This window comes from Achromobacter marplatensis (genome assembly GCF_002209535.1).
Lineage (GTDB): Bacteria > Pseudomonadota > Gammaproteobacteria > Burkholderiales > Burkholderiaceae_B > Achromobacter > Achromobacter marplatensis.
The window spans coordinates 570,079-596,730 of record NZ_NJIG01000003.1; the positions used below are offsets into that span (position 1 = coordinate 570,079).

Sequence of the window (26,652 nt, forward strand, 5' to 3'; positions counted from 1 at the left end):
GCCACTACAGCCCGGCGGTGAAGGCGGGAACCGCCTCGAACAGATCGCCGACCAGCCCGTAGTCCGCCACGCCAAAGATCGGCGCGTCGCCGTCCTTGTTGATGGCGACGATGGTCTTGGAGTCCTTCATACCGGCCAGGTGCTGGATGGCGCCCGAGATCCCGACCGCCACGTACAGCGCCGGCGCCACGATCTTGCCGGTCTGCCCCACCTGCCAATCATTGGGCGCATACCCCGCATCCACCGCAGCGCGCGAAGCCCCAAGGGCTGCGCCCAGCTTCTGCGCCAACGGGTCCAGCAGCTTGAAGTTTTCGGCGCTGCCCAGGCCGCGCCCCCCTGACACCACCACGCGCGCGCCACCCAGTTCCGGGCGTTCCGACACCGCGAGTTCGCGGCTGACGAAACGCGCCCGGCCCGCATCGGGCACGGCTGCCACCGTTTCGACCGGCGCGCCGCCGCCCTCGGCGGGTGCGGCGTCGAAGGCCGTCGGCCGGATCGTCGCCACGACGACGGGGTAGCCGCTCTTGACCGTGGCGATCGCGTTGCCCGCATAGATGGGGCGCTTGAACGTGTCGGCCGACACCACCTCGATCACATCGGACACCTGCGCCACGTCCAGCAAAGCAGCCACACGCGGGGCCGCGCTCTTGCCTTGCGTGGTAGCGGCCAGGAACAGATGCGTGTAGCCGCTTGCTGCCGCCACCGCCTGCGCGGCCAGGTTTTCGGCCAGGCCATCCCCCAGATGCGGCGCGTCGGCCAGCAGCACTTTCTGGACGCCCGCGATACGTGCGGCGGCGTCCGCCACGGCTTGCGCACCCGCGCCCGCCACCAGCACGTGGATCGGCATGCCCAGCTTGCCCGCGGCGGCGATGGCGTTGCGCGTGGCACCGGCAAGCCCGCGGTTGTCGTGTTCGGCAATAACCAGGACCGCCATCAGATCACCTTCGCTTCGTTTTTCAGTTTGTCGATCAGCGCGGCCACATCCGCCACCTTGACGCCGGGTGCGCGCGCGGCGGGTTCTTCCACCCGCAACGTTTCCAGCCGCGACCCCGGATCCACGCCCAGCGCCTCCGGCGTCAGGACATCCATCGGCTTCTTCTTGGCCTTCATGATGTTGGGCAGCGTGACATAGCGCGGCTCGTTCAGCCGCAAATCGGCGGTGACGATAGCGGGCAGCGTCAGCGCCAGCACTTCCAGGCCGCCGTCCACCTCGCGCGTGACGCGTGCCACGGCGCCGTCCACCTCGATGGCGCTGGCGTTGGTGGCCTGCGGCCAGCCCAGCAGCGCCGCGAGCATCTGCCCGGTCTGGCACGCGTCGTCGTCAATCGCCTGCTTGCCCAGGATCACCAGCGCGGGCTGCTCCTGTTGCACCACGGCGCGCAGCAGCTTGGCCACGGCCAGTGGCTGCAGCGCGACGTCGGTCTGCACCAGCACGCCGCGATCCGCACCGATCGCCAGCGCGGTGCGCAGCGTTTCCTGGGACGACGCCGTGCCGCAAGACACGGCGACCACGTCGGCCGCCGCGCCTTGCTCTTTCAAGCGCACGGCCGCTTCGACGGCGATTTCATCGAACGGGTTCATCGACATCTTGACGTTACCGATGTCCACGCCGCTCTGGTCGGCCTTGACGCGCACGTTGACGTTGTAGTCAACCACGCGCTTGACCGCGGCTAATACCTTCATGCGAACACTCCTGGATTAAGGAATCAATCAATGCCCCCGGCAGGAGGCGAAGAGAAGAACGGTCAGGCGGCAGGAATCGCCGCCCCGCGCAAGTCCAGCAACACGGCGTCCAGCCCCGGCCCGACGTCCACCTCCACGCTCATGCTGAACGCCTGAACCAAAGCGGGGACGGCGGCAAGCGCGCCGACAATTAACGGGGCCGGTGCCGAGCCGGCACAGGACACCGTTGCCTGGGCCGCACCGCGCAGCACGAACAGGTTCAACACCCGAACGGGACCACCCAGCAGACGGGACTGCAGCGCGAGGTCGCCGGCAAACGCCGTCGGCACGCCGGGCAGCAGATCAAGCCCGCCGCCCTCTCCTTGCAGCGCCAGGCCCTGGCCCGACAGCACGACCGAAACGCGGTCATAGCCCGGAAAGCGCGAATACGGGCCATCCTGCTCGATGTCCGCGATGCTGACGCGCCAGCGCGGCACCGCCGCCTGCCCGTCCACCGCCAGCGTGCGCGTGACGCCCCCGCCGTTCTTCCACGGCTCGGGCGGCAAGGCCTGCCAGGCTGCCTGTGTCCAGCGCATGCGATCAGGAGACGGCGCCAAGGCCGTACTTCCCGGTCAGCAATGCGCCGCTTTCGAAACGGCCAATGTCATAGGGCTTGAGCGACACATCGGTCGGCAAGCCCAGTGCTTCCTGCGCCAGCACGCGCCCCACGGTCGGCGACAACTTGAAGCCGTGGCCCGAAAAACCGAAACCCACGATCAGGCCCTGCACGCCAGGCACGCGGCCCAGCACAGGGTTCCAGTCGGGCGTCACGTCGTACACGCCGGTCCAGGATGAGGCCAGCCCCGCGGTCTCGTAGGCGGGGAAGCGCGCGGCCACCTGCTCGCCCACTTCCGCCACGTAATCCAGCGGAATGTCACCCTGTTCGGCGTCGCTCTTTTGCAGGGCCTCGCCCACGATGCCCTCGCTGACCAGCATCTGGTTGCCGCCATAGCTGCGGCAATACAGCATGCCGGGGGACGCCAGGTCCTTATAGACCGGCATCGAATACGTGTAGGGCGCGGTGTCGCATTCCAGCGCCAGCACCGCGTGGCGCTCGGGCACGACGGGCATCGCAACGCCCGTCCACGCGGCCAATTCCGATGTCCAGATGTTTTGCGTGCTGATCACCAGCGGGCTGGCGTAGTCGCCTTCAGAGGTGGACACGCCGACCACGCGACCATGCTCGATGAGCAATTTGCGGACGTCGACGTTTTCGCGGATGATCACGCCCCGCCGGCGCGCGCCGCGGGCAAAGCTGGTGGCCACCAGATACGCGTCAGCAAACCCGGCTTCGGGTTCAAAGCCGATCAGCGCGGCATCGTCGAACGAAGCAATGGGCAACAGCTCGCGCGCCTGGGCGGCGTCCAGCAGTTCCAACGCAATGCCTTGTGCGCGCTGTTGCTCGAGCGCGCCGCGCAACGGTTCCAGCTTGTCGTTGTCGGCCGCGCTGATCAGGTAGCCGCACTTGACCAGGCCGCAAGAAGCTTCCTCGTCGCCCACATAGCTGGCGAAATTGTTGAACACGTTCCACGAGCGCTGGGCCAGCTCTACGTTCTCGCGCACCGAATAGTGGGTGCGCAAAATGCCGGACGATTGAGAGGTCGTGCCGGCGCCGATCGTGGCCCGGTCCAGCACCAGCACATTCTTTGCGCCCAGCTCGGCCAGATGGAAGGCTACCGAACTGCCGATCACGCCGGCACCAATCACGATCACGTCAAAACTTTTCACGGACAAGGCTCCAAGGACAAGTGGCGCGAGTGTGAACCTGCCGTCTCCTGGCCGCCGCAATATAAGCAGCGCGAATACTTAATAAAAGCGGCCGATGAAACGGCGTCCGCAAAACCGGATTGCTTAAGCACGGCGAATTTTGACCATCGCCGCTCCTTATATTCACGTCGCGAAGCGATGGCCGGGTGACAGTCTGGCCTGCCGCACCCCAGAGTGCCGGCGACATGACATCTATCGGTCAATCTACATTCCAGTAGGGGAAAAATATGAACATGACTCGCCGCGCCATGCTGGTGCGCACCGCAGCTCTGGCGGGCGCCAGCGCCCTGGGGTTTCCCATGGTCGGCCGCGCCGCCAACGCCTCGTACACCTACGGCGGTTCGGCCTGGCTGGGCCACTATTCGGCCTACATCGCGATGAAAACGGGCCTCTTCGCCAAGCAGGGCCTGGACATCAAGTGGCAGAGCTTCGCCACGTCGTCCGACCGCATGAGCGCCGTGATGGCCGGCAACATCGACCTGGCCGGCACCGGCGTCGTGTCGTCGCTGGCCCTGATGGCCGCCGGGGCACGCCAGTTCCAGGTGATCGCCACGCCCAACAACTTCGGCCGCGCCGAAGGCGTGCTGGTGCGCGACGACGTCAAGTCAGTGACGGACCTGAAGGGCAAGAAGATCGGCGTGACCTACGCGTCCAGCGCCCACGTGCTGCTGCTGGACGTGCTGCGCCAGGCGGGTCTTGATCCCGACCGCGACGTCTCCATCATCAATCTGCCGGCCACCAACCTGCTGTCCGCCTATCAGGGCAAGCAGATCGACGCCGCGGTGGCCTGGACGCCGGCCTTCGACCGCATCAAGGCGGTGCCGGGCACGCACGTGCTGTTGGACGACACCGCGTTCTCGCTCTACAAGCAGTACGCCATCACCCCGGGGCCAGACGTGCTGCTGACGCATGCCAAGCTGGGGCGCGAAAACCCGGAAGCGGTGAAGAAATTCCTGCACGCCGTCTTCGAGGCCAACGCGATGCTGAGCCAGCAACCCGACGAGGCCGCCGGCGTGCTGCTGGAACTGACCGGCCTGTCCAGGGACGAGCAACTGGCCGTCATCAAGCAGACGCAGTGGTATTCCGCCGCGGATCAGAAGGGGCTGATGGTGGAACCGGGCAACTTTGTCACCGGCATGCAGCAACTGGCCGAGATGCTGGTGTCGCTCAAGCAGATCGACAAGGCGCCCCAGGTGAAAGACTGGGTCCAGGCTTCGTACCTCCCGGCCGCGACCCGGTAAGCACGGGACGCCTCGCCTATGTCCTCGCGTTCGTCTTCAAGGGAAACACGGCTGATCTGGGTCAGCGTGTTTTCGCTTCTTAGCTTCTTGTTGCTGTGGGAAGGCCTGTGCCGCGCCGGCGCAGTCGATCCCATTTTCCTGCCCGCGCCGTCCCAGGTCCTGGCGCGGGCCTGGTCCATGTCCGACCAGGGCACGCTGTTCTACAACGTGCTGGCCTCCACCCGCCGCGTGATGGTGGGCTTCCTGGCGGCGGTCATCGTGGCCATTCCGCTGGGCATACTGCTGGGCACGTCGAAGGTGGCGCGCGCCGTGTTCGACCCCATCATCTCGTTCCTGCGCCCCTTGCCGTCCATGAGCTGGATCCCGCTGTCGCTGCTGTGGTTCGGCATCACCGAAACCCAGAAGTACAGCATCGTGTTCATGGGGTCGTTCGTGCCGGCGCTGCTTTACGTGATGGAAGCGTCGCGCAGCATCGACCCGGTGCTGGTGCGGGCGGCGCGCAACCTGGGCGCCAACCGCTGGCAGGTCATGCGCGAAGTGCTGTTCCCCGGTTGCCTGCCGCAGATCCTGTCGGGCATGAAGATCATCCTGGGCCTGTCCTGGACCTGTGTGATTTCGGCTGAACTGGTGGCGTCCAAGGAAGGCCTGGGCTTCATGATCATGAACGGCAAGGAATTCTTCCAGACCGACACTGTGGTGCTGGGCATGGTGCTGATCAGCTTCACCGTGCTGGTGACGGATCTGTGTTTGCGGCTTCTTGAGCGATGGGTGCTGGCATGGCAACGATGAACGACACGATGATCCAGCTGAAGGGCATCTCCAAGTCCTATGGCGACGTGCCCGTGCTGGACCGCGTGGACCTGGAGGTCAAGCGCGGCGAATTCCTGGTGCTGCTGGGCGCATCCGGTTGCGGCAAGTCCACCTTGCTGAACCTGATGGCGGGCTTCATCACGCCCAATACCGGCACCGTCACCATCAACGGCCGCGCCGTCACCGACGTGACTGCCGCCTGCGGCATGGTGTTCCAGCAATATGCGCTGTTTCCCTGGCGCACCGTGCAGGAGAACGTGGAGTTCGGCCTGAAGATGCGCGGCATGTCCAGGCAGGAACGCGCGCCGATTGCCCGCAAGTACATCGAAATGGTCGGGTTGAAGGCGGCGGCGGACAAGTATCCGCACGCGCTGTCGGGCGGCATGAAGCAGCGGGTGTCGATTGCGCGGGTGCTGGCCAACGACCCGGACGTGATGCTGTTCGACGAACCGTTCGCCGCGCTGGACGCCATGACGCGCCAGGTGCTGCAGGACCAGTTGTTGTCGATCTATGAGCAAAGCGGCAAGACGATCGTCTTCATCACGCACTCCATCGACGAAGCGCTGACGCTGTCCACCCGCATGGCAGTGATGGGGTCCAAGCCCGGCCGTATCGTGCAGGACATCCACAACGACCTGCCCCATCCGCGCAGCGCCGACGTGCAGTTGTCGCCGCGCTTCGTGGAACTGAAGCGCTCCATCTGGGAACGCGTGCAGGAAGAGGTCACGCGCAGCATGGAGTTGGCAAGCGACTAAATCCAAAAGGGCTTGCCCGCCGCCCCTGCCCTCCGCTGAACGCTGAACCGCCCCAAATGCCTACTGGCTTTGGGGCGGTTTCTTTTCGTCCAGATGTAGCGGGTTTACCCCAATTATTCACATCACATCGACCAACGTAGTATATCAATCAAGCTACGTAAAACATTACGAGCAATAACGAAAAATACGAGGAGACGAAAATGAAGACATGGAGTTCCGCCGGATGCGGCGCGCTGGCGTTATACGCCGCGCTCATGACGGGCGCGCAAGCGGCCGAACCTGACACGTTCAAAATTGGAGGCGTGGTGTCGCTGTCCGGCACCTATGGCATCTTCGGCGAAGACATGCGCAAGGGGGTCACCGTCGCGATCGAACAGCGCGGGGGCAAGGTGCTGGGCAAGCCCATCCAGGTCACATGGGAGGACGACGAGACCAAGCCACAGCCCGCGGTGCAGAAGACCACGCGTCTCATCTCCGACGGGTCGCAGATGATCTTCGGCGCGGTCAGTTCGGCCAGCACGCTGGCCATCATGAACATCGCCAAACAGCGCAAGATCCCGCACCTGGTCACCATGTCAGCGGACGACAAGATCACGGTGCCCGGCGGCTCCCGCTATACGTTCCGCACCTCCAATACGCTGGGCATGGAACAACGCATGGCGCTGGCTTACACCAAGGAACAAAAGCTCAAGCGCATTTATGGCGTGACAGCTGACTACCAAGCCACGCGCGACAGCTGGGACTGGTACCGCCGCGAAGCCGAGAAGGCCGGGATCGAGATCGTCGGGGCGGACTTCCCGCCGCTGGGCAACCGAGACTATTCATCCATCGCCGACAAGATTGCGCGTTCGAATGCGGACGGCGTGGCGCTCTTCATGACAGGCTCGGATGCCGTCACCATGGTCAAGCAGGCAGGACAGATCGACTTGGGCAAGACGCGCAAGATCTTCGGCCCTGTCATTGCCGACGAGACCATGGCAGCCGGCGTGGGACCCACCTCGATAGGCGTGCAATCCGGCGTGCGCTATCACTTCACCGTGGACAACGAACCCAATACGGCATTCGTCGAGGCGTTTCGCAAGAAGTACAACGAATATCCTTCCGCTGCGGCGGGCGAAGCCTATGACGGCATGAGTTGGTGGCTGGACGTGGTGGAAAAGACCGGCAGTTGGGATAAGGAGAAGTGGGTAGAGGCGTTTGCCGGCAGCGTCCGCGACAACTCCGTGGAAGGCAAGAAGATCATGCGCGCCTGCGACCACCAGGCGATGCAAAACGGGTTGTGGGGCGTCGTGAGCGCAGGCAAGGCTCCCCAGCCGGCCTATGTCATGGATATCGTCCGCGTCTTTCCGCCGGACCAAGTATTCGAACCCTGCGCAGGCTGACGGATAGCTGCCATGTCCACTGTGATCATCGGTCTGAGCTTGGGAATGCTGCTATTCCTGCTGGCGTCTGGCCTTACGCTAATCTTCGGCATGCTGGGCGTCATCAACTTCGCCCATGGCGCGCTGTACATGCTGGGCGCCTATCTTGCCTTCGACATCCATCTGCGCACCGGATCTTTCGTCGCCGGCCTAGTCGTAGCGACGGCCGGCGTGGGTCTGGTGGGCGTGGCAATGGAGCGCCTGGCCCTGCGGCCGCTTTACAACCGCCCCCATTTCTACCAGTTGATCCTCACGTTTGGCTTCATCCTCGTCATCAGCGAAGCCGTGAAGTTCGTCTGGGGCCTGGGCTATCAGGAAACGCCGATGCCGGCGTTGCTGGCGGGCACGGTGGATCTGGCGGGCAGCACCATTCCCGTCTACCGGCTGTTTGTCATCGTTTTCGGCCTGCTGGTCTCGGTGGCGCTCTTCTTCGTGCTTGAGAAAAGCACCTTCGGCATGCTCGTGCGAGCCGCCAGCAGCGACGGCGAAATGGTACGCATCCTGGGGTTGCCCGCTGCCACCATCCGCAGTGCCGTGTTCGGCGTGGGCGCCGCGCTAGCAGGCCTGGCTGGCGCCATCTCCGCCCCCCTGTTTCCGATCGAGCTGGGCATGGCCACCAATACCATCATCGACTGCTTCATCGTGGTCATCCTGGGCGGGCTGGGCAATATCCGCGGCGTGGTCGCCGCGTCCCTACTGATCGGCATGGTCCGCGCGGTGGGCTACACCTTCATGCCCAGTTGGGTCGATATCCTGACATTCGCCATGCTGATCGCCACGCTCCTCACCCGTCCGCAAGGGCTGTTTTCCCGCCAAGCGAGGTTAGCATGACGATCTTCCGCCAAGATGCCGCCATTGCCGTCGGCGTTGCCGCCGCAGTGCTGGCGGTGCCGTTTCTCACACAGAACGACTTTCTGCTCAACCTGACCATCCTGATCATGGTGTGGTCGATATTCGCCGTAGGCTTCGATCTGGTATTCGGCCTGCTGGGCATGGTGTCCTTCGGCCACGCCGCCTTCCTGGGCACCGGCGGCTACGCGTTGGCCCTGGCCACGCAACGCTACGGCTTGCCGTTCGAAGCAGGGCTCGCGCTTGCCATCCTGGCGGGCGCTGCATGCGCCTGGCTCTTCAGCGTGTTCGCGCTGCGGGTATCTGGCATCTTCTTCGCGCTGGTCACGCTGGCGCTATCGCAACTGATGTACATCCTGGCCGACAGCAAACTGCGCGAATGGACTGGCGGCGCGGACGGCCTGCCCGGCATCGGCCGACCGGAACTGGCCGGCATCGACTTCTTCGACACCGTGAACTTCTACTGGTACGTCGCCGCGGTCTTTGCCCTGGTGATGGCCTTCATGTCGATGCTGCGCGCATCGCCCTTCGGGCGGGCCGTCGCGGGAGTGCGCCAGAACGAGATCCGAGCCAGCCAACTGGGCTACAACGTGCAGCGCCTCAAGCAGGTCACCTTCCTGGTTTCCGGCGCCGTGGGCGGGCTGGCGGGCGGGCTGCTGGCATCCGTCCTGATGTACATGAATCCGCAAATGCTGCACTGGACCACCTCGGGCGATGTCATCATCATGACGTTGCTGGGCGGCGCTGGCACGCTATGGGGACCGGTGGCCGGCGTGCTGCTGTTTGAGGTACTGAAGGAGTGGCTTAGCGGCTGGACCCCCTATTGGTACGGCATCCTGGGGCTGATTTTCATCTTGGCCACGCTGTACTTCCCGCAAGGAGTCCTGGGCGCCCTTCAAACCCGCTTGCGCCTGGCCCACCGCGCGGCTCCAACGTCCCAACCTGCCCCCAAGACAGCATCCGACGCCCCCCTGGCGCCTGGCGAAGGGAGTCCGTCATGAACCGCCTCGCCCTGCAGTGCGACAGAGTCAGCGTTACGTTCGGTGCGCTGCGCGCCATCGAGGATTTCAGCTATGCCTTCGAGACGGGCCGAGTCTATGGCCTGATCGGCCCCAACGGCGCAGGCAAGACAACCTTGCTCAACGTCCTGGCCGGACATCTTCCAGGCCATGGCGGACGCATCCTGTGCCACGGCGCGGACATTTCGCGTCTACGTGCCTATGAACGCGCCCGGCACGGTATCGGCCGAAGCTTCCAGATCACCAAGATCTTTCCCGAAATGACGGTATTGGAGAACATGCGCATCGCCGCGCAGATCAGCCATTCGCGCTTGCTGCCTTTCTGGCTGGCTCCACGCTACGACCGCCGGTTGGCCCCCACCATCGACGCCATGCTCGAACTGACAGATCTTGCGCCCTGGCGAAACACGATCGCCGGCACGCTGTCGTATGGGCTGCAGCGTGCGTTGGAACTGGGTCTGACTTTGTTGCCCAATCCGCGCATCCTGCTGCTGGACGAACCACTGGCCGGCGTGGGCCACCATGAGATCGCCGCGGCCACCCGCCTGATCCGTCATGCCGCTGCCGGCCGCACAGTGCTGCTCATCGAACACAATATGGATGTGATCATGACGCTGTCCGAGCATATCGTCGTGCTGTCAAACGGTCGAAAAGTGGCCGAAGGACCGCCAGAGGCCATCCGTGACGACGCCACCGTGCGGGCGGTCTACCTGGGCGAAGAGGTGGCAGCATGATCGAACTGCTGCATGCCGAGGTGCATTACGGCCAGGCACTGGCGCTGAAAGACATCACGCTGCGCGCGGCTCAAGACGAGATCGTCGCCATCGTCGGACGCAACGGCGCCGGCAAGTCCACCCTTCTCAAGGCACTGATCGGACTGCTGCCGCTGTCATCGGGAAGCCGGCGCAATGGCGGCCAGGATGCCACACGGCGCGCGGTCGAGCAGATCAGCCGCGACGGCATCGCACTGGTACCTGATACCCGCCGCATTTTTCCCAACCTGACCGTGCGTGAGAACCTGCGCATGGGTGCGCTGGCGCACCGGCCCGGCTATTGGACCCTGGAACGCGTACTGCAGGTGTTCCCACGCCTTGGCGAGCGCATCGGCTTTGACGGCGACCAGTTGTCTGGCGGCGAGCAGCAGATGCTGTCGATCGCGCGCGCGCTGCTGGGCAACCCCCGCATCCTGCTGCTGGACGAACCGACCGAAGGCCTGGCGCCCCGTATCGTCACTGACCTGATAGACGTATTCACAGAGGTACACCGCCAGGGCACGGGCATCGTCCTGGTCGAACAGAACCTGAAAGTCCCCGCGCGGCTGGCGCATCGCCAGTACGTGCTGGACCATGGCGAAATCGCCTGGAGCGGATCGGCGGCCGACGTCCGAGCCGACCGGGACATCATCGAATCCATCCTCACAACCGGGGTCAGAGCATGAGCGACGGCAAGACCTTTATCGCGGGCGTAGGCATCACCCGCTTCGACAAGCAACCTGAAAAAAGCGTCAAGGACCTGGTTCGGGACGCCGTCACACAAGCATTGGCCGACGCCGGCTGCGACGCTGCCGACCTTCAAGCGGCCTACTTCGCGACGGCCGGCCAGGGGCCCATCGAAGGCCAATATATGGTCGCGGGCCAAGTGGCGCTGAAGGTGATGGGTATCGTCGGAATTCCAGTCACCAATATCGAGAACGCCTGCGCCAGTTCCAGTACCGCGCTGAACGCCGCGCACCTGTATGTGGCGTCCGGCGCGGGCGACATCTGCCTGGCCGTGGGCGTGGACAAGCTGTACGCCGAAGACAAGGCCAAGAGTTTCGCCGTGTTCGACGGTGCCTGGGACGTACATGACGCACCGGCACAGATGGCGCGGCTGATGGCCCTTGCTCCTGACGTCACGCCGCCGCCCGGCTTCGAAGAGCCTGGCAAACGCAGCGTGTTCATGGACATCTACGCTAGCTTGGCGCGCCTGCACATGAAGACATTCGGCACCACGCAGCGACAGCTTGCCGCCGTGGCCGCCAAAAACCACATGCACTCCACGCGCAATCTGCTCGCCCAGTTCCAGTACCCGCTGACCATCGATGAGGCGCTCGCCGCCCGTCCCGTATCCTGGCCGCTGACGCTTCCAATGTGCGCCCCCATCAGTGACGGCGCGGCAGCCGCCATCGTCTGCAACGCGCAAGGCTTGAAGCGGCTTCGGGAGGCACGGGCGGTACGCTTGTACGCTAGTGTTCTACGCACCGCGACTGACCGCCCCGCGGACAGGTACGACCGCCACCTGTGCCACCTGGCCGCGCTCGAGGCTTACGAACGCGCCGGCGTCGGCCCGCAGGACATGTCTCTGGCCGAGGTCCACGACGCCACCGCATTCGCCGAAATTCAACAGACCGAAGCCCTGGGATTCTGCACGTTCGGCGAAGGCGGCCTCCTGGCGGAATCCGGCGCCACCAGCCTGGGCGGCCGCATCCCTATCAACGTGTCTGGCGGGCTGCTGTCGCGCGGTCACCCCATCGGCGCCACCGGCTTGGCCCAGGTTCACGAAATGGTGGTCCAGCTGCGCGGGGAAGCCGGCGCGCGGCAGGTCGACGGCGCGCGTTTCGCTATCGCGGAAAACGGCGGCGGCTTCAACGGCGTGGAAGAAGCGGTCACCTGCATCACGCTGCTTGGCCACTGATTGCGGCCTGTTCAACTTTTAGACAACCATGCATCTCAGCTCTCTTTTCCAGCGCAGCGCCACCACGTATGCCGACCAGCCCGCGCTGGCCGCCGGTCTGCGCACTCCCCTTACGTATGCCGGCCTCCAAGCCCGAGTGCAAGCGCTGGCCGGCTGGTTGCGCGGCCCGATGGGCCTGCAAGCCGGCCAACGGGTCATGCTGGCGCTGCGCAATCATCCCAGCTATATCGAATCCATGCTGGCCGTCTGGCATGCCGGCTTGTGTGCCGTACCCGTCAACGCCAAACTGCACGCCACCGAACTGGAATACATACTGCGCGATTGCGACGCCCGCCTATGCCTGTCGCAAGGGGAGATCCACGCCGCATTGGCGCCCGTCGCCCGTAGCCTGGACGCGATGCGCGTGGTGGACGTGGAGTCCGACGACTACGCGGCGGCGACACGCGGCCCCGCGCTGCCCCTGGAGCAGCGTTCCCCGCAGGAGCTCGCCTGGTTGTTCTACACCAGCGGCACGACCGGCAAGCCCAAAGGCGTCATGCTCAGCCACGCCAACCTGGTTGGCATGTGCCTGAATTTCTATGCCGACGTGCAGGCAGTGCAGCCTGGAGACGCCATGGTCCACGTAGCGCCCCTATCGCACGGCGGCGGTCTCTACAGTATCCCGTACTGGCTGCATGGCGCCTTGCAAATCGTTCCGGACAGCGGCGGCCTGGATGAGGTCGAACTGCATGGGTTGCTGACGCACTACCGCAACGTCAGCCTGTTCGCCTCGCCGACCATCGTGCAGCGCATGGTGCGCCATGCTCGACAGGCCGGCGGGCCGCCTCCCGGCCTGCGCGCCCTGATCGTTGGCGGCGCGCCGTTCTATATCGAAGACATCAAGGATGCCGTCGCCTGCTTCGGCGCACGTGTGGCGCAGATCTACGGTCAAGGAGAAAGCCCCATGTCGATATCCGCCCTGTCCGCCTCGCAGATTGCTGAAGCCGTGCGCACGAACGACGATGCGCTCTTGGGATCGGTGGGCTACGTCCAGACGTCGATGGACGTCGAACTGCGCGACGCCCGTGGCCAGGCCGTGGGGCAGGACGAACTGGGCGAGGTGGCCGTTAGCGGCCCTACCGTGATGCTGGGCTACTGGAACAATCCGCAAGCCACCGCCGACACGGTGGTCGACGGCTGGTTGCATACCGGGGATATCGGCCTCAGGGACGCGCGCGGACTGCTGCATCTGAAAGACCGCTCCAAGGACGTCATCATCAGCGGCGGCACCAATATCTATCCGCGCGAGGTGGAAGAGGCGCTGATGCGCCACGATGCCGTGCGGGAAGTCTCGGTAGTGGGCGCTCCCGACCCGGAATGGGGGGAAGCAGTATTGGCTTTCGTGGTACTTAAACCAGGCGCCCTCGTACTGGAACGGGATCTGGATCAGCTGTGTCTCGCATCCATAGCGCGCTTCAAGCGTCCCAAGCGCTATGTCTTTCTGGACGAATTGCCGAAAAACAGCACCGGCAAAGTGTTAAAACGCGAACTTCAACAACACGCGCTTCCCACTCCATGAACCTGTCTTCCCCCCTCTTTGTCCGCACGGCAGTCAGCCAGACGGAAAAAGCCTACAGCGCGCTGGAGGAAATGATCGTTACAGGCGAGCTGCCTCCGGGCAGCCAATGGTCGGAAACGACGCTTAGCGAGCGCGTGGGCATCGGCCGCTCGCCGGTACGCGACGCCTTGCAGAAGCTGGCATTCCAGCGGCTGGTGGAAATCGCCCCGCGCCAGGGCATCTTCATCTCGGAGATCGACTACCAGGGGCAGCTGAAGATCATCCAGGCACGACGCGAGATCGAACGGCTGATAGTCGCCCAGGCGGCGCAATGGGCCGACGACTCGGAACGCGCCGAACTGGCCCGACTGGCGCGCGAGCTGGAAGAGTTGAAGGCGGTCAACGACATGCGCGTCTACATGCGCCTGCATTTTGCGCTGACTAGCCAGATCGGGGCCGCGTCACGCAACAGCTACGCGGCCGAGTTCCACGCCATGCTGCAGACGCTCGCGCGTCGCTTCCTGTATTTCCATCAGAAGCGTCATCCCGATCTGGTGCAAATCTGCGAACTGCACATTCAGCAAGTCAATGCCATCGTGGAAGGCTCGGTGGAACGCGCTATCGCCACCGCGGAAGCCCGCAACGACTACGCCGAGAATCTGGCCCGCAATATCCTGATGGAGCTGATCGTTACGTCGGCCGTGACCATCAGTACCCCACCCCGCGCCAAGGGCGGCGCGGACTGAGCCGGCCAACGCTCGGCTACGGGCTCTTCCTGATCACGCCCACCCGGACGCTGAAGCTGGGAATTTCCTGCCACTGGCTGCGCGGGATCCGCAACGTTTCGACACCCATGCTGATTTCATAGCTGACGCTGCCGGGCCCATCGCGCCAAAAGAACGGCCCGCGAGTCGCCCAGCCGCAACAGACGTATTCCAGCGGCGGCATGCCGAAAGTCTGGCCTAGGTAGGCTTCCATCTCCGCCGCAAAGGCGCCGCTCACGCGATAACGGGCCTCCATGGGCTGGATGTAGGAATCGTCGTCCTGCTCGCATCCAAGGTATTCGACGTAGTCCGGCTTCTTTCCGAGGGTTTTGAGGAAGTCCTGGCAGGGCGTGTCGGGCCGCACCAGGCCCAGGGCACGGCCGTTGGCAACCCAGTCGGCCAGCGCGTCGCCTGGGGTCGACGTCTGCGCCGACGCTTTGCCTGCTGCCAGCGCCAACAGGCAAAGCGGCAATACCACCCAGGCCAGCCAGGCCGGGCGCAATATCACATTCATGGCAGCCTAGATATCGGGTCGACGGTCAGCGGCGTTACGTCCTGCCATGCCCCAGTGCTGCGCCCTTCTTCGGCCAGGAACTCCACCAGCGCGGGCAACGACGCGTCCATCGGACGGTTGGCGTGGATGCGCATTACGTAACCCCAGGAACCCGGCATCCGCAACTGCGGCATCAGGGGGACGAGGCGGCCGCTGGCCAGGTCTTCATCGATCAGCGGCGCGCGGCCCAACGCGATGCCGACGCCAGCCGCCGCGGCGGCCACGACGGTGCTCAGGCCGCTCAACACCATGGGCTCCTGCCAGTCCGCGTCGGCCAGGCCCAGCCGGCCGTTCCACGTCCGCCAATCGGTCTCGGGGCTGTCGATATGCTTTTCCTCGAGCCACCGGTGACGCAGGAAGATGCGCGGGTCGTTGCGGTCGGCTTCGGCGATCAGGGCGGGGCTGCAGACCGGCACGACGGTTTCGGTCATCAGCGGAATGTCGCCCGGCGCGGCCAGATGTGGTCCCTGGGTGCGCACGTGCAGAAAGGCCAGGTCGATGTCCTGGGCCTTCCAGGCCGGGTCCTGGCTGGCGTGCAGGTAGACCTGGACCCCGATGTCGGGGTGCAATTCAATGAAGCGGCCAATGCGCGGCGCGAGCCATAGCGCTGCCAGCGACGGGTTGGCCGACACGTTCAGCGTGTAACGCCGACGGCCGCGCGCGGTGGCCCGAGCATTGCGGCAGGCGGTGTCCAGTAGGGTCAAGGCCTGTTGTACGGAAGCCAGCAGATCGGCACCGGCTTCGGTCGTTTCGGCGCGGCGCACCGTGCCCCCGCGCCGCAAGAGCGGTACGCCCAGGTCGGTTTCCAGCGCGCGCAGCTGATGGCTGACGGCGCTCTTGGTGACGTGCAGTTCCGCGGCGGCGCGGCTCAAGCTGCCAAGGCGGGCAACGGCTTCGAAAGCGCGCAGAGCGGCCAGCGGTGGAGTATGGTTGGGAAGATCGGCCATGGGTTGAGTTTATCTCAACCCATGATTGAAAAACTATCGCTTTCGCACGCGCGTTGTATCAGTGACCATGCAAGCTCTGGATGGAGCATTGATATGTATTTCGACTCTCGATTGTGGCAACTGACGGCGGGGCTGCGCGCCGGCATGGCGGGCGGGATTTTCCTGGGCCTGCTGGCGCTGGCGGCCGGCATCGCGCGCTACGTTTTCCTGGGGCAGTTGCTGGCCCGCGTGTTCGATGGCGCGCCCTGGCAGGACTGGATCACCCCGGCGTTGTGCGTCGGCGCGATGGTGCTGTTGCGCGCCGTGTTCGACCACTGGCGAACCGTGCAGGCCAACCGCACCTCGGCATCGATCCAGCAGACGCTGCGCGGCAAACTGTACGACCGCATCGTCTCCCTGGGGCCGGCCTGGTTCGCCAACCAGCGCACCGGCGGCGTCATGCTGACGGTGGTGGACGGCGTCGAACAATTGCAGACCTTCTTCGGCCAGTACCTGCCGCAAGTCGCCATCGCGGCGGCGGCGCCCTTCGCCATTTTTGCCGTGATCGCATTCTGGGACGTGCCCACTGCGCTGGTCTTCCTGGCGGCGGCGCTCTTCGCGCTGTTCGGCCCGATGGCGGTCCATATGCTTGACCGCCGCGCCAGCCAGGCGCGCACCCGGGCGCTGAACGCGTTTGGCGAAGATTTCCTGGACGCGGTGCAGGGCCTGCCCACCCTGAAATCCTATGGGCAGGGCAAGGCCTGGGGCCAACGGCTGGCCGCCCGCGCACGCAGCCTGTCGGACAACACCTTCTGGGTGCTGTCGGTCAGCCTGCTGACGCGCGGCATCAGTGACCTGGGCGTGGCGCTGGGCGCCGCGCTGGCGCTGACGCTGGGCGCCTGGCGCGTGGCCGCCGGCGACATGAGCGTCGAAGCGCTGCTGATCGTGCTGATGGCCGGCACCGAGATCTTCCGCCCGCTGCGCGATCTGCGTTCGGTCTTGCACCGCGGCATGCTGGGCCAATCCGCCGCGGTCAGCATCCACGCGCTGATGGATGCGCAACCGCTGACGCCGGCACCGGATACGCGCGCGGCACGCGCCGCGCCTGCCCGCCTGGCGCCCACCATCGAGTTCGACGAGGTGGCGTTCTCGTACACGCCCGAACGTCGTGCGCATCAGGGCCTGGCGTTCAGCATCGCGGCCGGCGAACGGGTCGGCATCGTCGGCCCCAGCGGCGCAGGCAAGTCCACCATCGTGCGCCTGCTGCTGCGCGAATGCGTGCCCCAGTCGGGCAGCATCCGAGTGGGCGGCCATGACGTGAACACACTGGATACGCAGACGCTGCTGTCGCACATCGCACTGGTCAGCCAGGACATCACGCTGTTCCACGGCACGATCGACGACAACCTGCGGCTGGGACGCCCCGACGCCACGCACGAACAGGTGCGTGCCGCGGCCCGCGCGGCCAACATTGACGACTTCATCATGGCGCTGCCGGACGGCTACGGCACCCGCATCGGCGAGCGCGGCCTGCAACTGTCGGGCGGCCAGCGCCAACGCGTGGCGATTGCCCGCGCGCTGCTGCGCGATGCGCCCATCCTGATCCTGGACGAAGCGCTGTCGTCGGTGGATACCGAAAACGAGGCGTTGATCCAGCAGGCGCTGGACCGCCTGATGGCGGGCCGCACGACGCTGATCCTGGCTCACCGGCTGGCCAGCGTGATCGGCGCCGATCGCAGCCTGGTGCTGGACCAGGGCCGTGTCGTGGAAGCCGGCCCGCATGCGGAGCTCATGGCGCAGCGCGGGCTGTACTACCGCCTGATGCATGAGCAGGCCGCCGCCCACCAGAACCCGTCGGCCGGATCGCCCGCGCCCGCTCAGGCCGCCTTGGCGCAGCCGCAAGAGGCGCCCGCCGTTGCCTCCGACGACAAGCAGGGCCCCGCCCTGCGATCGTTGGACCAGGACGCCGAGCAGGTCGGCTGGCGCGCCACCCTGGGCACACTGCTGTCTGTCGTCAGGCCGTGGCGTGGCACCTTGACCGCGACCATCCTGCTCGGGCTGGCGCGCGTGGCCGCCTTCATCGGGGTGGGCATCTTCAGTGCCCTGATCGTGGCCGCCATCCGGGACGGCCGGGACGTTTCCGGGCTGATCGTCGGGCTGCTGATCGCCGCCCCACTGGCCGCGCTGTTCCACTGGCTGGAGTCCTGGCTGGCGCACGCCATGGCCTACCAACTGTTGGCAGACATGCGGGTCAAGCTCTACGACAAGCTGGAACGCCTGGCGCCGGCGTATCTGCTGCAACGCCGCTCGGGCGACCTCGTGGCGCTGGCGACGCAGGACGTGGAAATGGTGGAGTATTTCTACGCGCACACCATCGCGCCCGCCATCGTGTCGGTGCTGGTGCCGCTGTCGGTGCTGGGCTTCCTGGGCATCTATAGCTGGCCCGTCGCGCTGGCGCTGCTGCCCTTCCTGGCCTATGCGCTGGTGTCGCCGGTGCGTGGCCGCCGCCACGTCGATGCGCTGGGCGACAAGGCCCGCCACGCCCTGGGCGAAATGAGCGCCCACACCACCGACACCATCCAGGGTCTGGCCGACCTGACCGCGTTCCAGGCCACAGGCCGCCGGCGCGAGCAGTTCCTGAAAGTCGCAGACCAGTACCGCATCCGCCGCCTGGACATCCTGCGCGACCTATCCCGGCAGACCGCATGGTTTGAAGTGGCGATGGGCCTGGGCGGCCTGGCCGTGGCCGTCGTGGGCGCCTTGCAGGTATCGGCCGGCGCGCTGTCGGCCAGCATGCTGCCGTTGCTGGTGCTGATTGCGCTGGCGACCTTCCTGCCTGTGTCCGAGATCTCGCAGGTCAGCCGGCAACTGGCCGACACCATCGCCGCCACGCGCCGCCTGCATGTCGTGGCCAACGAGCCCGAGCCCGTCACCGACGGCCCGCTGGCGCCGCCCGTAGCCACGCACGGCCTGTCGCTGGCGTTCGAGCACGTCAGCTTCGCCTACCCCGGCAAAGACGAAGACACGTTGAAGGACTTGAGTTTCAAGGCGCCGGCCGGCGCCACGGTCGCGGTAGTGGGTGCGTCGGGCGCCGGCAAGAGCACAGTAGCCAGCCTGCTGCTGCGCTTCTGGGATCCGCGCACAGGCGTGGTGAAGCTGGACGGCGTGGACGTGCGGCAACTGCAATTGGACGGGCTGCGTGAGCGCGTGGCGCTGGTGACGCAAGACACCTATCTGTTCAACGACACGCTGGAAGGCAATATCCGGCTGGCTCGCCCCGAAGCCACGCCCGAAGAGCTGGCCCGCGCGCTGGACCAGGCGGCGCTGACCGACTTCGTACGGACCCTGCCCGATGGCCTGGCGACCCGCGTGGGCGAACGCGGCATGCAGTTATCAGGCGGCCAGCGCCAGCGCATTTCGATCGCTCGCGCCTTCCTGAAGAACGCGCCGGTGCTGATCCTGGACGAAGCCACCTCGCATCTGGACACCTTGTCCGAGATGCAGGTGCGCGGGGCGCTGGACACCTTGATGCGCCACCGCACCACGCTCGTGATCGCGCACCGGCTGTCCACCATTCGTGACGCTGACCTGATCCTGGTGCTGGAGCGCGGCACCCTGGCGGAAGCCGGCACGCATGACCAGTTGCTGAGAAAGCAAGGGGCCTATGCGCGCCTGGCCAGCCACCAGGGCGGCTACGCGGTCAATAACGCAGCGTCTGTACCGACGTAGCGTTGGCGCGCACTTCCGCATCCGTGAACCAGACGCGCTTGTTGCCGAAGCGGTTGTACAAGTCGAACTGGTCCCGGGTGTGGACGGACGGGGTGCCGTCCGGGGCCACAAAGCCGCTCTGCCCCGGCGCCACCACATCCACGGCGCGCACACCCTTGCCGTCGAACACCGTCATATTGTTTTCGGTGCCGCGGTTCTGGGTAGCCGGGTAGCTCAGCACCGCCTTATCGTCCGCCTGCGGCACGCCCAGGAAGTTCTTGGGCGCAAACACCATCGGCGGCGCAGGGATGCGCCAGGCGGCGGGGTCTTGTCCATACGCTTTCTGCAAGGTGGCCAGCGCCTCGTCCAGCGCGGCCAGGCTCACGGCTTCCGGGCGCTGCCCGTTGAAGAAATCGACCTGCTGGGGCACCCCGGCGTCCGGGCCGGCCAACGCGTTGAACAGCACCTTGACGCCCACCGTCAAGTTGACCGATCCGGTCGCCGGTGCGGCCGGCGTGGGATAGCCCGTGGCGCTGTACCACTTGAAGAAGTCGGCAGGCATCTCGTCAGCCAGCGTCGCCTTCAGCATGGCGCGCAGCCACGCGTCCATCACCGCCGGCCCGGCATTGTCATAGAAGCCCGGCTGCTTATCGCTGGTACTCATCCCGTCCCACGACTGCAGCCCCGCAACCAGTTTCACCCGGGCGTCGTCGGCCGGCAGCCCCGCCACCGCGCGTCGCAGGAACGGCAGGAAGTGGCGGCGATTGACGTCAGCATAGCTGGTGGTGCGGATCAGGTCCCACATCTGCTGCGGGCTGACCTTGCCGCCATTGGCGGTCATGGCCTTCAGGCGGGTCTCGATTTCGGCGTAGCGGTCGGCCTGGCCCCAGACGATGGCGAACAGGTCGGTGGACGGATAGCCGCGCATGGGCTGATTGTTCCAGTTGGCGATGAAGCCCTGACGCGGGTTGTAGACCTGGGGATTGGTCGCGAACGGCAGCATGCCGTCCCAGTCCATCTCGCCGGTGCCCGGCACGGGCAGGCGCGGGTCATGGCCGGGCTTGCGCTTGGGGTAGAAGCCCGTATGCGCGTAGCCGATGTTGCCGCGGTCGTCGGCGTAATACCAATTGATGGTCAGCGCATGGCGTGCGGCCTGCAGCTTCCATTGGTCCCAGTTGCGCGATTGCGCCTTGTGCGTCCAGGCCATCAGCGATTGCAGCTCGTAGCCTTCCCAGGCGCGCGCCTTGGCATAGGCCACATGTTGTTTGTCGTCGAACTTGGTGACGATGCCGTGCACGGTCCGGTAGACATCCATCAGGACGGGCGCGCCGTCCTTGACGGCGATGAGCTCGGTGCGCCTTTCCATGGTCTTCCACTCGCCGTTGTGGAAGTACCGCGTGCGGTCGGCGGGGTCGAGCTTTTCGGCGTAGATGTCCACGTCGTCACCAAAGCCCGCCGTCGAGCCCCATGTCACGTGCGCGTTGTGGCCGAACAGGATGCTGGGATAGGCAAAGGGCGTATTGCCTACGACATCGAAACCCGCCCCATGCAGGCCGATGCCGTAGGTATAGGCAGGGTTCCACCATCCGAACTGCGGGCCGTTCAAGAGGATGGCGCGCGCGTCCTTGGCGTGGTCGCGCCCCACGATCCACATGTTGCTGGTGGTCGGAAAGCCCGCGATCCCGGGCTGGCCGGAATCCGCGAACTGGGCCAGGAGGCGCGCGGGCACGGCCGCGGGCGCCTCGTCCAGCACCCCGCGCGTCTGCGGGTCGCGTGCCACGCGCTCCAGCATGGGCGGCGTGCCGTCGTAACGCGGCAGCGCGTAGGACAGCCTGGCCGGCGCCGTCGCTACTTCGGGCTGGTAGACACCCTCTTCTTCCGGCACCGTCGTGGGCGCGCGACTGTCGGTCATCCAGCGCAGCTGGTTGAAGATCTGCATGGCGCGCGTGTCGCCGTGCCGGTCCTTCAGCGCGGTCAGCAGCGCCAGGTTGTCGATCTCGCTGTTGGCGTCCGAAAACCGGTTAGCCATGGTGCCCACGAACACCATCGCCACATCGTAGGGTGTCCAGTCTGACGGTTGGAACTGCAAGTCGTTGAATTCCTTGGGGGTAAGGCTGTCCGGCTTGGCGCGCACCTGTGCGATCCAGGCATTCATGCCTGCCGCGTAGCCGTCCAGGATCTGGCGTTCAGAAGCCGGCAACGCCGCCAACTGGCGCTGGATGCGTTCCGGCGAAAAATTGCCGCGGATCGACTTGTCGAACGCCACCATTTTTTCGCCCAACACTTCGGCCACCTTGCCCTGGGTGCTGCGGCGCGCCATCTCCATCTGGAACAGGCGGTCCTGGGCGACGGCGTAACCGTAACCATAGAAGATGCCGTACACGGTACTGGCATAGACGTGGGGCATGCCGTATTCGTCGCGGCGGATGGTCACCTGGCCGCTGGCCGGGCGCGCTGCGCGGGCGTCGGCCGCTGTGGCCGAGGCATTGGCGGCGGCGGAAGGTTGCGCGTGGGCGGCGCCCACGCCGGCGCAGGCCGCCAGGATGGCGGCCGACAACAAGTGCTGCTTCATGTGAATCTGTCTCCGTATTGATAGGCCGCGCCGCGGTGCGAGACCCGGGCGCGGAGTGCGGCGCCTCTTGCGGGCACCGTCTACGAACCATGATACGAAGCGCCAAACTATAATTCCAATGCATTTATTTCATAGCTTTCATGCGCTTCCCACATGGACTTCCAGAAACTCAAGCATCTGCTGGCCGTCGTTGAATACGGCACGTTTTCACGCGCGGCGGAAAAGGTGAACCTGTCGCAGCCAGCCCTTAGCCGCAGCATCCAGGCGCTGGAAGCCGAGCTTGGCCTGCCGTTGCTGGACCGCGGCACGCGCCAGGTCCGCCTGACGCCGTACGGCGCCTGCGTGGCCGAACGGGCCCGCCGCATGCGCTTCGAAGAAACCGAGCTGCAGCGTGAACTGAAGACGCTGCACAGCGGCGAATCCGGCACGCTGACCATCGGCCTGAGCCCCACGCCGGCCTCCCTGCTGCTCTCGCCCTTCCTGACCCACATGGCGGCCAACCATCCCCAAGTGCGCGTGGGCGTCGAGCTGGGCGCCACGGCGACGCTGCTGGACATGCTGCGCGGCGAGCGCATCGACGCGATGGTCTGCGACGCGCGCATGTTGTATGACGCGGCCGACATCGACGCCCGTCCGCTCGCGCCGTTGCGCGCCGGCATGGTGTGCCGCGCGGGCCACCCCATCCTGGCGCACAAACGCGTCGGCATCGAACAGATCCGGCAGTATCCGGTGGCATCCAGCACCCTCAGCCCCGAGGTGTCGCTACGGCTGGCCGAAACGCTGGGGCCCGGTGGCGCGCCCGAAGTCATGGTGACGACGCGCTGCGAAAGCCTGGATCCGCTGGTGGATCTGGCCCTGCACACCGACACGCTGCTGTTGGGCGTGATCTGCGTCACCCGCCGCGAGCAAGCGGCCGGGCGACTGGTGGAAGTGCCGATCCCGCCAGACCGGCAGCGCCAGGGCCATTACGTGCTGGCGCGCCTGGCCGGACGCACGCCCTTGACCGCGCAAGACGCGCTGTACACCTTCACGCAACAGTGCTGGGCGGACTTCGCGACGTTCACTCCGGCACGGCAACCGTATAGTTCAGCGCCAGCCGCCCCCCGTCGACGTACACCGTCTGCCCCGTGACGTAGCTGGCGTCGTCTCCCGCCAGGAATACCGCCACCTTTGCCACTTCGTCCGTCTGGCCCAGGCGCTGCATCGGAATCCGGGACAGGACCGTGCGCCGGGCGGCGGGGTCGCTCGTGATGGTGGCCAGGATCTCGGTGTCAATGCTGCCCGGCCCGATCGCGTTCACCCGTATGCCATGCGGCGCCAGCGACAACGCCATCGACTTGGTCATCTGCCGTACCGCCCCCTTGCTGGCGCCGTAGGCCAGCTGGTCCGGCATCGCCAGTTCCGCCGTCATCGACGACAGCGTCACGATCGCGCCGTTCTGCCGGCCGCCGGCCACCATCGCACGCGCCGCAGCCTGGGCCACCAGGAAGGTGCCGCGCACGTTCACATTCATGACGGCGTCCAGGTCTTCCAACGTCAGGTCCAGGAAGTCCGCCGCGCGGATCACCCCGGCATTGCAGACGCAGATGTCCAGACCGCCCCAGCGCGCAACGCAATCCTCGGCCAGCGCCTTGGCCGCGGCCGGGTCGGTCACGTCGGCCACGAAGGCCGCCGCCCGCGCGCCCAGCCCGCGCACGGCCGCCGTCAGTTCGGCTTCCTTGCGGTCCGCCAGCAGCACGTAGGCGCCCTCGTCCACGAAACGCCGCGCTATCGCCAGCCCGATACCGCCCGCCGCGCCAGTGACCAGCGCTACCTTGTCCTGCAATCTCATTTCAGACTCCCACGTAGGCGGCCACCAGGTCGGGCCGCGCTGACAGTTCCACTGAGCTGCCGCGCCACACCGTCGCCCCCTTGTCCAGGATGACGTTGCGGTCGGACAGCCGCAGCAAGGCCGTGGTGTTCTTGTCCACCACGATCATCGACAAGCCTTCCGCTTTCAATTGCGCCAGCACGCGCCAGATCTCGGCGCGCACGACGGGCGCCAGGCCTTCGGTGGCTTCGTCCAGCACCAGCAGGCTGGGGTTGGTCATCAGCGCGCGCCCCAGCGCCAGCATCTGCTGCTCTCCGCCCGATAGTTGCGTGCCCAGGTTGCTGCGGCGTTCCTGCAGCCGGGGAAACAGCGCGTAGACACGAGGCAGCGTCCAGGCGTAGGCGCGGCCCCGTTCGCTGGCCGTGGCCACCAGGTTTTCCTCGACGGTCAGCGTGGGAAAGATCTGGCGCCCTTCCGGCACCAGCGACAGCCCCAGCCTGCCGATCCGGTATGGCGCCATGCCCCGCAACGAACGATCGCCGTATTGGATGCTGCCCTGGCTGGCGGGCAGCAGGCCGAACAGGCACTTGATGACGGTGCTGCGGCCCATCCCGTTGCGTCCGATCAGTCCCACCACCTCCCCCTGACCCACGTCCAGGTCCACACCGAACAGCGCCTGGCAATGGCCGTATCCCGCCGTCAACCCGCGTATCGTCAACATGGCGGCTCCTTCATGCGTCGGCGTCGTCGCCCAGATAGGCGCGGCGCACGTCGGGGTGATTGCGGATCGCGTCGGCGGTTCCGGTCGCGATGATCTTGCCGTAGACCAGCACGCTGATGCGGTCGGCCAGCGCGAAGACGGCGTTCATGTCGTGTTCCACCAGGACGATCGTGTAGCGGCCCTTCAGGCTTTGCAGCAAGGCGATGACGCCCGCGCTTTCCGCCGCGCTCATGCCCGCCATGGGTTCGTCCAGCAGCAGGACGGACGGTTGGCCCGCCAGCGCCATGGCAATTTCCAGTTGACGGCGCTGCCCGTAGGCCAGGCTTTCCACCGGCGCCTCGGCCACCGCGTCAAGCCGGCAGGCGCTGAGGGCCTCGCGAGCCGCCTCCACCACGTCGGCGCAATCGCGCAGCGCAGTCCAGGCCGACAGCCCGCGCCGGCGCTTGCGCAACGCCGCCAGGCAGGCGTTTTCCAGCACCGTGTAGCTGTCGAACACCGACGTCACCTGATAGGAGCGCAACATGCCCAGCGCCACGCGTTCCTGCACGGTGGCGCGCGAGACATCCGCCGCCCCCAGCGTGACCGCGCCACCGTCGGGCCGCAGTTCACCCGACAACAGGTTGATCAGCGTGGTTTTGCCCGCGCCGTTCGGGCCGATCAGCGCGTGCAATTCGCCCGGCGCGACATCCAGCGACACCCCGTCGGTCGCAGCAAGCCCGCCGAAGCGGCGCACCAGATCGCGGGTGGCCAGCGCGGCGGGCGCGGCCATCGTAGCGGCCTTCATACCGACGCCTCCTTGACCTCGGCCTTGCTGGCCTGGACGTTCTTGACCGGCGCCTGTCCCGGCGGCCACAGCCACGCCAGCGAGCGGCCGTAGCCGCCCCGGGCCAGCATCGCGATCACCACAACTACGGGCCCCATCAGCAGCATCCAATGCTGCGTCACGCTCTTGAAGGCCTCTTCCATCAGCAGATAGGCCACCGCGCCGAAGATCGGACCCAGCACATTGCCCAGGCCGCCGATCACCACCATGACAATCAGCTCGCCCGACACCGGCCACGACATGTAGCTGGGCGAGGCGAAGGCCGTCAGGTTGGCCAACAGCAGCCCGGCGATGCCGGTCAGCACACCCGAGGCCACATAAGCCGTCAGCCGCACGCCGAACACCGAATAGCCCAGCGCGTCCACGCGACGCGGATTGGCGTGCGTGGCGCGCAAGATCATGCCGAAGGGCGAGCGCCGCAGCCGCAGCATGCCCAGGCTTGCGGCCAGCAGCAGCCCCCATGCCGCCCAATAGACCGGCTGGCTGCCGCCCAGGTCAAAGAGGCCGAAGGCGCTGGCGTCGTAGATGTTCAGCCCGTCGTCGCCACCGTATTCGCGCAGGCTGACCGCCAGGAAATAGAACATCTGCGCAAAGGCCAGCGTGATCATGATGAAGCCGATGCCGGACGTGCGCAGGCATACCGTCCCGACCACCAGGGCCACCAGCGCGCACACCACGATGCACACCACCAACTGCACCCAGCCGTTGCCGATGCCGTAGAAGCTGAGGATGCCCACGGCGTAGCAACCCAGGCCCAGGAACATGGCGTGCCCGAAGCTGACCAGCCCCGCAAAGCCCAGCACCAGGTTCAGCGCCAGCGCCGCCAGCGCGTAGATCAGGATGCGCGCGCCCAGCGTCACGTAAAAGGGTTCGCCCAGCCACTGCGCCACGAACGGGACGGCGGCCAGGACCAGGAACAGCAGCGGCAGCACCCAGCGCCGGTACGAAGGTTCTTGCATGATGGATTGCCCTTTTTCATTG

General features: G+C 66.0%; 24 protein-coding genes. 13 read left to right on the forward strand and 11 right to left on the reverse strand.

What is annotated here, in order from left to right:
• Positions 1-4 precede the first annotated feature (4 nt).
• The 4 genes from CEY09_RS09600 to CEY09_RS09615 all read right to left on the reverse strand — a co-directional run bounded on the left by CEY09_RS09600 (position 5) and on the right by CEY09_RS09615 (position 3,450).
• A complete protein-coding gene (locus CEY09_RS09600) occupies positions 5-934 on the reverse strand; it encodes an electron transfer flavoprotein subunit alpha/FixB family protein (RefSeq protein ID WP_088588446.1) in 930 nt (309 codons plus the stop codon).
• Positions 934-1,683, reverse strand: coding sequence for an electron transfer flavoprotein subunit beta/FixA family protein (locus tag CEY09_RS09605; RefSeq protein WP_088588447.1), 750 nt, complete (start codon positions 1,681-1,683; stop codon positions 934-936). The genes CEY09_RS09600 and CEY09_RS09605 overlap by 1 nt, the downstream gene beginning before the upstream one ends.
• Before the next feature lie 62 nt (positions 1,684-1,745).
• A complete protein-coding gene (locus tag CEY09_RS09610) occupies positions 1,746-2,258 on the reverse strand; it encodes a HutD/Ves family protein (RefSeq protein ID WP_088588448.1) in 513 nt (170 codons plus the stop codon).
• Positions 2,259-2,262: 4 nt separating this feature from the next.
• Entirely contained in the window at positions 2,263-3,450 is a 1,188-nt protein-coding gene (locus CEY09_RS09615) for an NAD(P)/FAD-dependent oxidoreductase (protein WP_088588449.1), read from the reverse strand.
• Between the two features lie 266 nt (positions 3,451-3,716).
• Between CEY09_RS09615 and CEY09_RS09620 the strand changes: the two genes are divergently transcribed.
• The 11 genes from CEY09_RS09620 (at position 3,717) to CEY09_RS09670 (ending at position 14,540) form a co-directional block, all read left to right on the forward strand.
• Positions 3,717-4,730 carry an aliphatic sulfonate ABC transporter substrate-binding protein gene (locus CEY09_RS09620; RefSeq protein WP_167390041.1) on the forward strand — a complete coding sequence of 338 codons (1,014 nt, stop codon included), beginning with the start codon at positions 3,717-3,719 and terminating at the stop codon, positions 4,728-4,730.
• A gap of 18 nt (positions 4,731-4,748) precedes the next feature.
• A complete protein-coding gene (locus tag CEY09_RS09625; protein WP_035212924.1) occupies positions 4,749-5,519 on the forward strand; it encodes an ABC transporter permease in 771 nt (256 codons plus the stop codon).
• Complete coding sequence (locus tag CEY09_RS09630; RefSeq protein ID WP_167390042.1) at positions 5,507-6,295, forward strand: ABC transporter ATP-binding protein; 789 nt, start codon at positions 5,507-5,509, stop codon at positions 6,293-6,295. The genes CEY09_RS09625 and CEY09_RS09630 overlap by 13 nt, the downstream gene beginning before the upstream one ends.
• A 200-nt stretch (positions 6,296-6,495) precedes the next feature.
• Positions 6,496-7,677, forward strand: coding sequence for an ABC transporter substrate-binding protein (locus tag CEY09_RS09635; RefSeq protein ID WP_088588451.1), 1,182 nt, complete (start codon positions 6,496-6,498; stop codon positions 7,675-7,677).
• A 12-nt stretch (positions 7,678-7,689) separates the two neighbouring features.
• Complete coding sequence (locus tag CEY09_RS09640; RefSeq protein WP_088588452.1) at positions 7,690-8,547, forward strand: branched-chain amino acid ABC transporter permease; 858 nt, start codon at positions 7,690-7,692, stop codon at positions 8,545-8,547.
• Positions 8,544-9,566 carry a branched-chain amino acid ABC transporter permease gene (locus tag CEY09_RS09645; RefSeq protein ID WP_088588453.1) on the forward strand — a complete coding sequence of 341 codons (1,023 nt, stop codon included), beginning with the start codon at positions 8,544-8,546 and terminating at the stop codon, positions 9,564-9,566. Before CEY09_RS09640 ends, CEY09_RS09645 begins: the two co-directional genes overlap by 4 nt.
• Entirely contained in the window at positions 9,563-10,318 is a 756-nt protein-coding gene (locus CEY09_RS09650) for an ABC transporter ATP-binding protein (protein WP_088588454.1), read from the forward strand. Before CEY09_RS09645 ends, CEY09_RS09650 begins: the two co-directional genes overlap by 4 nt.
• Entirely contained in the window at positions 10,315-11,022 is a 708-nt protein-coding gene (locus CEY09_RS09655) for an ABC transporter ATP-binding protein (RefSeq protein WP_088588455.1), read from the forward strand. Before CEY09_RS09650 ends, CEY09_RS09655 begins: the two co-directional genes overlap by 4 nt.
• On the forward strand, positions 11,019-12,257 hold the full coding sequence (locus tag CEY09_RS09660) for a thiolase family protein (protein ID WP_088588456.1): 1,239 nt from the start codon (positions 11,019-11,021) through the stop codon (positions 12,255-12,257). The genes CEY09_RS09655 and CEY09_RS09660 overlap by 4 nt, the downstream gene beginning before the upstream one ends.
• A 28-nt stretch (positions 12,258-12,285) precedes the next feature.
• Positions 12,286-13,815, forward strand: coding sequence for an AMP-binding protein (locus CEY09_RS09665; protein WP_088588457.1), 1,530 nt, complete (start codon positions 12,286-12,288; stop codon positions 13,813-13,815).
• A complete protein-coding gene (locus tag CEY09_RS09670; protein ID WP_088588458.1) occupies positions 13,812-14,540 on the forward strand; it encodes a GntR family transcriptional regulator in 729 nt (242 codons plus the stop codon). The genes CEY09_RS09665 and CEY09_RS09670 overlap by 4 nt, the downstream gene beginning before the upstream one ends.
• Before the next feature lie 16 nt (positions 14,541-14,556).
• Here the strand turns inward: CEY09_RS09670 and CEY09_RS09675 are convergent, their stop codons facing one another.
• Together CEY09_RS09675 and CEY09_RS09680 are read right to left on the reverse strand one after the other, a co-directional pair.
• Complete coding sequence (locus CEY09_RS09675) at positions 14,557-15,072, reverse strand: DUF4952 domain-containing protein (RefSeq protein WP_088588459.1); 516 nt, start codon at positions 15,070-15,072, stop codon at positions 14,557-14,559.
• Positions 15,069-16,058, reverse strand: coding sequence for a LysR substrate-binding domain-containing protein (locus tag CEY09_RS09680; protein ID WP_088588460.1), 990 nt, complete (start codon positions 16,056-16,058; stop codon positions 15,069-15,071). Before CEY09_RS09680 ends, CEY09_RS09675 begins: the two co-directional genes overlap by 4 nt.
• A 93-nt stretch (positions 16,059-16,151) precedes the next feature.
• On the opposite strand from CEY09_RS09680, the gene cydC reads away from it, so the two are divergent.
• Positions 16,152-19,766 carry a thiol reductant ABC exporter subunit CydC gene (gene cydC / locus CEY09_RS09685; protein ID WP_088588461.1) on the forward strand — a complete coding sequence of 1,205 codons (3,615 nt, stop codon included), beginning with the start codon at positions 16,152-16,154 and terminating at the stop codon, positions 19,764-19,766.
• Here the strand turns inward: cydC and CEY09_RS09690 are convergent.
• On the reverse strand, positions 19,738-22,317 hold the full coding sequence (locus CEY09_RS09690) for a penicillin G acylase (RefSeq protein WP_088588462.1): 2,580 nt from the start codon (positions 22,315-22,317) through the stop codon (positions 19,738-19,740). The two genes, cydC and CEY09_RS09690, sit on opposite strands and share 29 nt — an antisense overlap.
• A gap of 153 nt (positions 22,318-22,470) precedes the next feature.
• Between CEY09_RS09690 and CEY09_RS09695 the strand changes: the two genes are divergently transcribed.
• Entirely contained in the window at positions 22,471-23,448 is a 978-nt protein-coding gene (locus tag CEY09_RS09695; RefSeq protein WP_088588463.1) for a LysR family transcriptional regulator, read from the forward strand.
• Here the strand turns inward: CEY09_RS09695 and CEY09_RS09700 are convergent.
• From CEY09_RS09700 to CEY09_RS09715, 4 genes are read right to left on the reverse strand one after another with little or no spacing between them, the layout of a single operon-like run.
• Positions 23,378-24,148, reverse strand: coding sequence for an SDR family NAD(P)-dependent oxidoreductase (locus CEY09_RS09700; RefSeq protein ID WP_088588464.1), 771 nt, complete (start codon positions 24,146-24,148; stop codon positions 23,378-23,380). The two genes, CEY09_RS09695 and CEY09_RS09700, sit on opposite strands and share 71 nt — an antisense overlap.
• 1 nt (position 24,149) lies before the next feature.
• Positions 24,150-24,848: an ABC transporter ATP-binding protein gene (locus CEY09_RS09705; RefSeq protein WP_088588465.1), complete on the reverse strand. Its 699-nt coding sequence runs from the start codon at positions 24,846-24,848 to the stop codon at positions 24,150-24,152.
• Positions 24,849-24,858: 10 nt separating this feature from the next.
• Positions 24,859-25,632 carry an ABC transporter ATP-binding protein gene (locus tag CEY09_RS09710; protein ID WP_088588466.1) on the reverse strand — a complete coding sequence of 258 codons (774 nt, stop codon included), beginning with the start codon at positions 25,630-25,632 and terminating at the stop codon, positions 24,859-24,861.
• Positions 25,629-26,630 (reverse strand): branched-chain amino acid ABC transporter permease, encoded by a 1,002-nt coding sequence (locus tag CEY09_RS09715; protein ID WP_088588467.1) that lies wholly within the window; start codon positions 26,628-26,630, stop codon positions 25,629-25,631. Before CEY09_RS09715 ends, CEY09_RS09710 begins: the two co-directional genes overlap by 4 nt.
• Positions 26,631-26,652 lie beyond the last annotated feature (22 nt).

Coding starts and splice junctions, on each gene's coding strand:
- CEY09_RS09600 (WP_088588446.1), bottom strand. CDS start 934: ATGGCGGTCCTGGTTATTGCCGAACACGACAACCGCGGGCTTGCCGGT.
- CEY09_RS09605 (WP_088588447.1), bottom strand. CDS start 1,683: ATGAAGGTATTAGCCGCGGTCAAGCGCGTGGTTGACTACAACGTCAAC.
- CEY09_RS09610 (WP_088588448.1), bottom strand. CDS start 2,258: ATGCGCTGGACACAGGCAGCCTGGCAGGCCTTGCCGCCCGAGCCGTGG.
- CEY09_RS09620 (WP_167390041.1), top strand. CDS start 3,717: ATGAACATGACTCGCCGCGCCATGCTGGTGCGCACCGCAGCTCTGGCG.
- CEY09_RS09625 (WP_035212924.1), top strand. CDS start 4,749: ATGTCCTCGCGTTCGTCTTCAAGGGAAACACGGCTGATCTGGGTCAGC.
- CEY09_RS09630 (WP_167390042.1), top strand. CDS start 5,507: ATGGCAACGATGAACGACACGATGATCCAGCTGAAGGGCATCTCCAAG.
- CEY09_RS09635 (WP_088588451.1), top strand. CDS start 6,496: ATGAAGACATGGAGTTCCGCCGGATGCGGCGCGCTGGCGTTATACGCC.
- CEY09_RS09640 (WP_088588452.1), top strand. CDS start 7,690: ATGTCCACTGTGATCATCGGTCTGAGCTTGGGAATGCTGCTATTCCTG.
- CEY09_RS09645 (WP_088588453.1), top strand. CDS start 8,544: ATGACGATCTTCCGCCAAGATGCCGCCATTGCCGTCGGCGTTGCCGCC.
- CEY09_RS09650 (WP_088588454.1), top strand. CDS start 9,563: ATGAACCGCCTCGCCCTGCAGTGCGACAGAGTCAGCGTTACGTTCGGT.
- CEY09_RS09655 (WP_088588455.1), top strand. CDS start 10,315: ATGATCGAACTGCTGCATGCCGAGGTGCATTACGGCCAGGCACTGGCG.
- CEY09_RS09660 (WP_088588456.1), top strand. CDS start 11,019: ATGAGCGACGGCAAGACCTTTATCGCGGGCGTAGGCATCACCCGCTTC.
- CEY09_RS09665 (WP_088588457.1), top strand. CDS start 12,286: ATGCATCTCAGCTCTCTTTTCCAGCGCAGCGCCACCACGTATGCCGAC.
- CEY09_RS09670 (WP_088588458.1), top strand. CDS start 13,812: ATGAACCTGTCTTCCCCCCTCTTTGTCCGCACGGCAGTCAGCCAGACG.
- CEY09_RS09675 (WP_088588459.1), bottom strand. CDS start 15,072: ATGAATGTGATATTGCGCCCGGCCTGGCTGGCCTGGGTGGTATTGCCG.
- CEY09_RS09680 (WP_088588460.1), bottom strand. CDS start 16,058: ATGGCCGATCTTCCCAACCATACTCCACCGCTGGCCGCTCTGCGCGCT.
- cydC (WP_088588461.1), top strand. CDS start 16,152: ATGTATTTCGACTCTCGATTGTGGCAACTGACGGCGGGGCTGCGCGCC.
- CEY09_RS09690 (WP_088588462.1), bottom strand. CDS start 22,317: ATGAAGCAGCACTTGTTGTCGGCCGCCATCCTGGCGGCCTGCGCCGGC.
- CEY09_RS09695 (WP_088588463.1), top strand. CDS start 22,471: ATGGACTTCCAGAAACTCAAGCATCTGCTGGCCGTCGTTGAATACGGC.
- CEY09_RS09700 (WP_088588464.1), bottom strand. CDS start 24,148: ATGAGATTGCAGGACAAGGTAGCGCTGGTCACTGGCGCGGCGGGCGGT.
- CEY09_RS09705 (WP_088588465.1), bottom strand. CDS start 24,848: ATGTTGACGATACGCGGGTTGACGGCGGGATACGGCCATTGCCAGGCG.
- CEY09_RS09710 (WP_088588466.1), bottom strand. CDS start 25,632: ATGAAGGCCGCTACGATGGCCGCGCCCGCCGCGCTGGCCACCCGCGAT.
- CEY09_RS09715 (WP_088588467.1), bottom strand. CDS start 26,630: ATGCAAGAACCTTCGTACCGGCGCTGGGTGCTGCCGCTGCTGTTCCTG.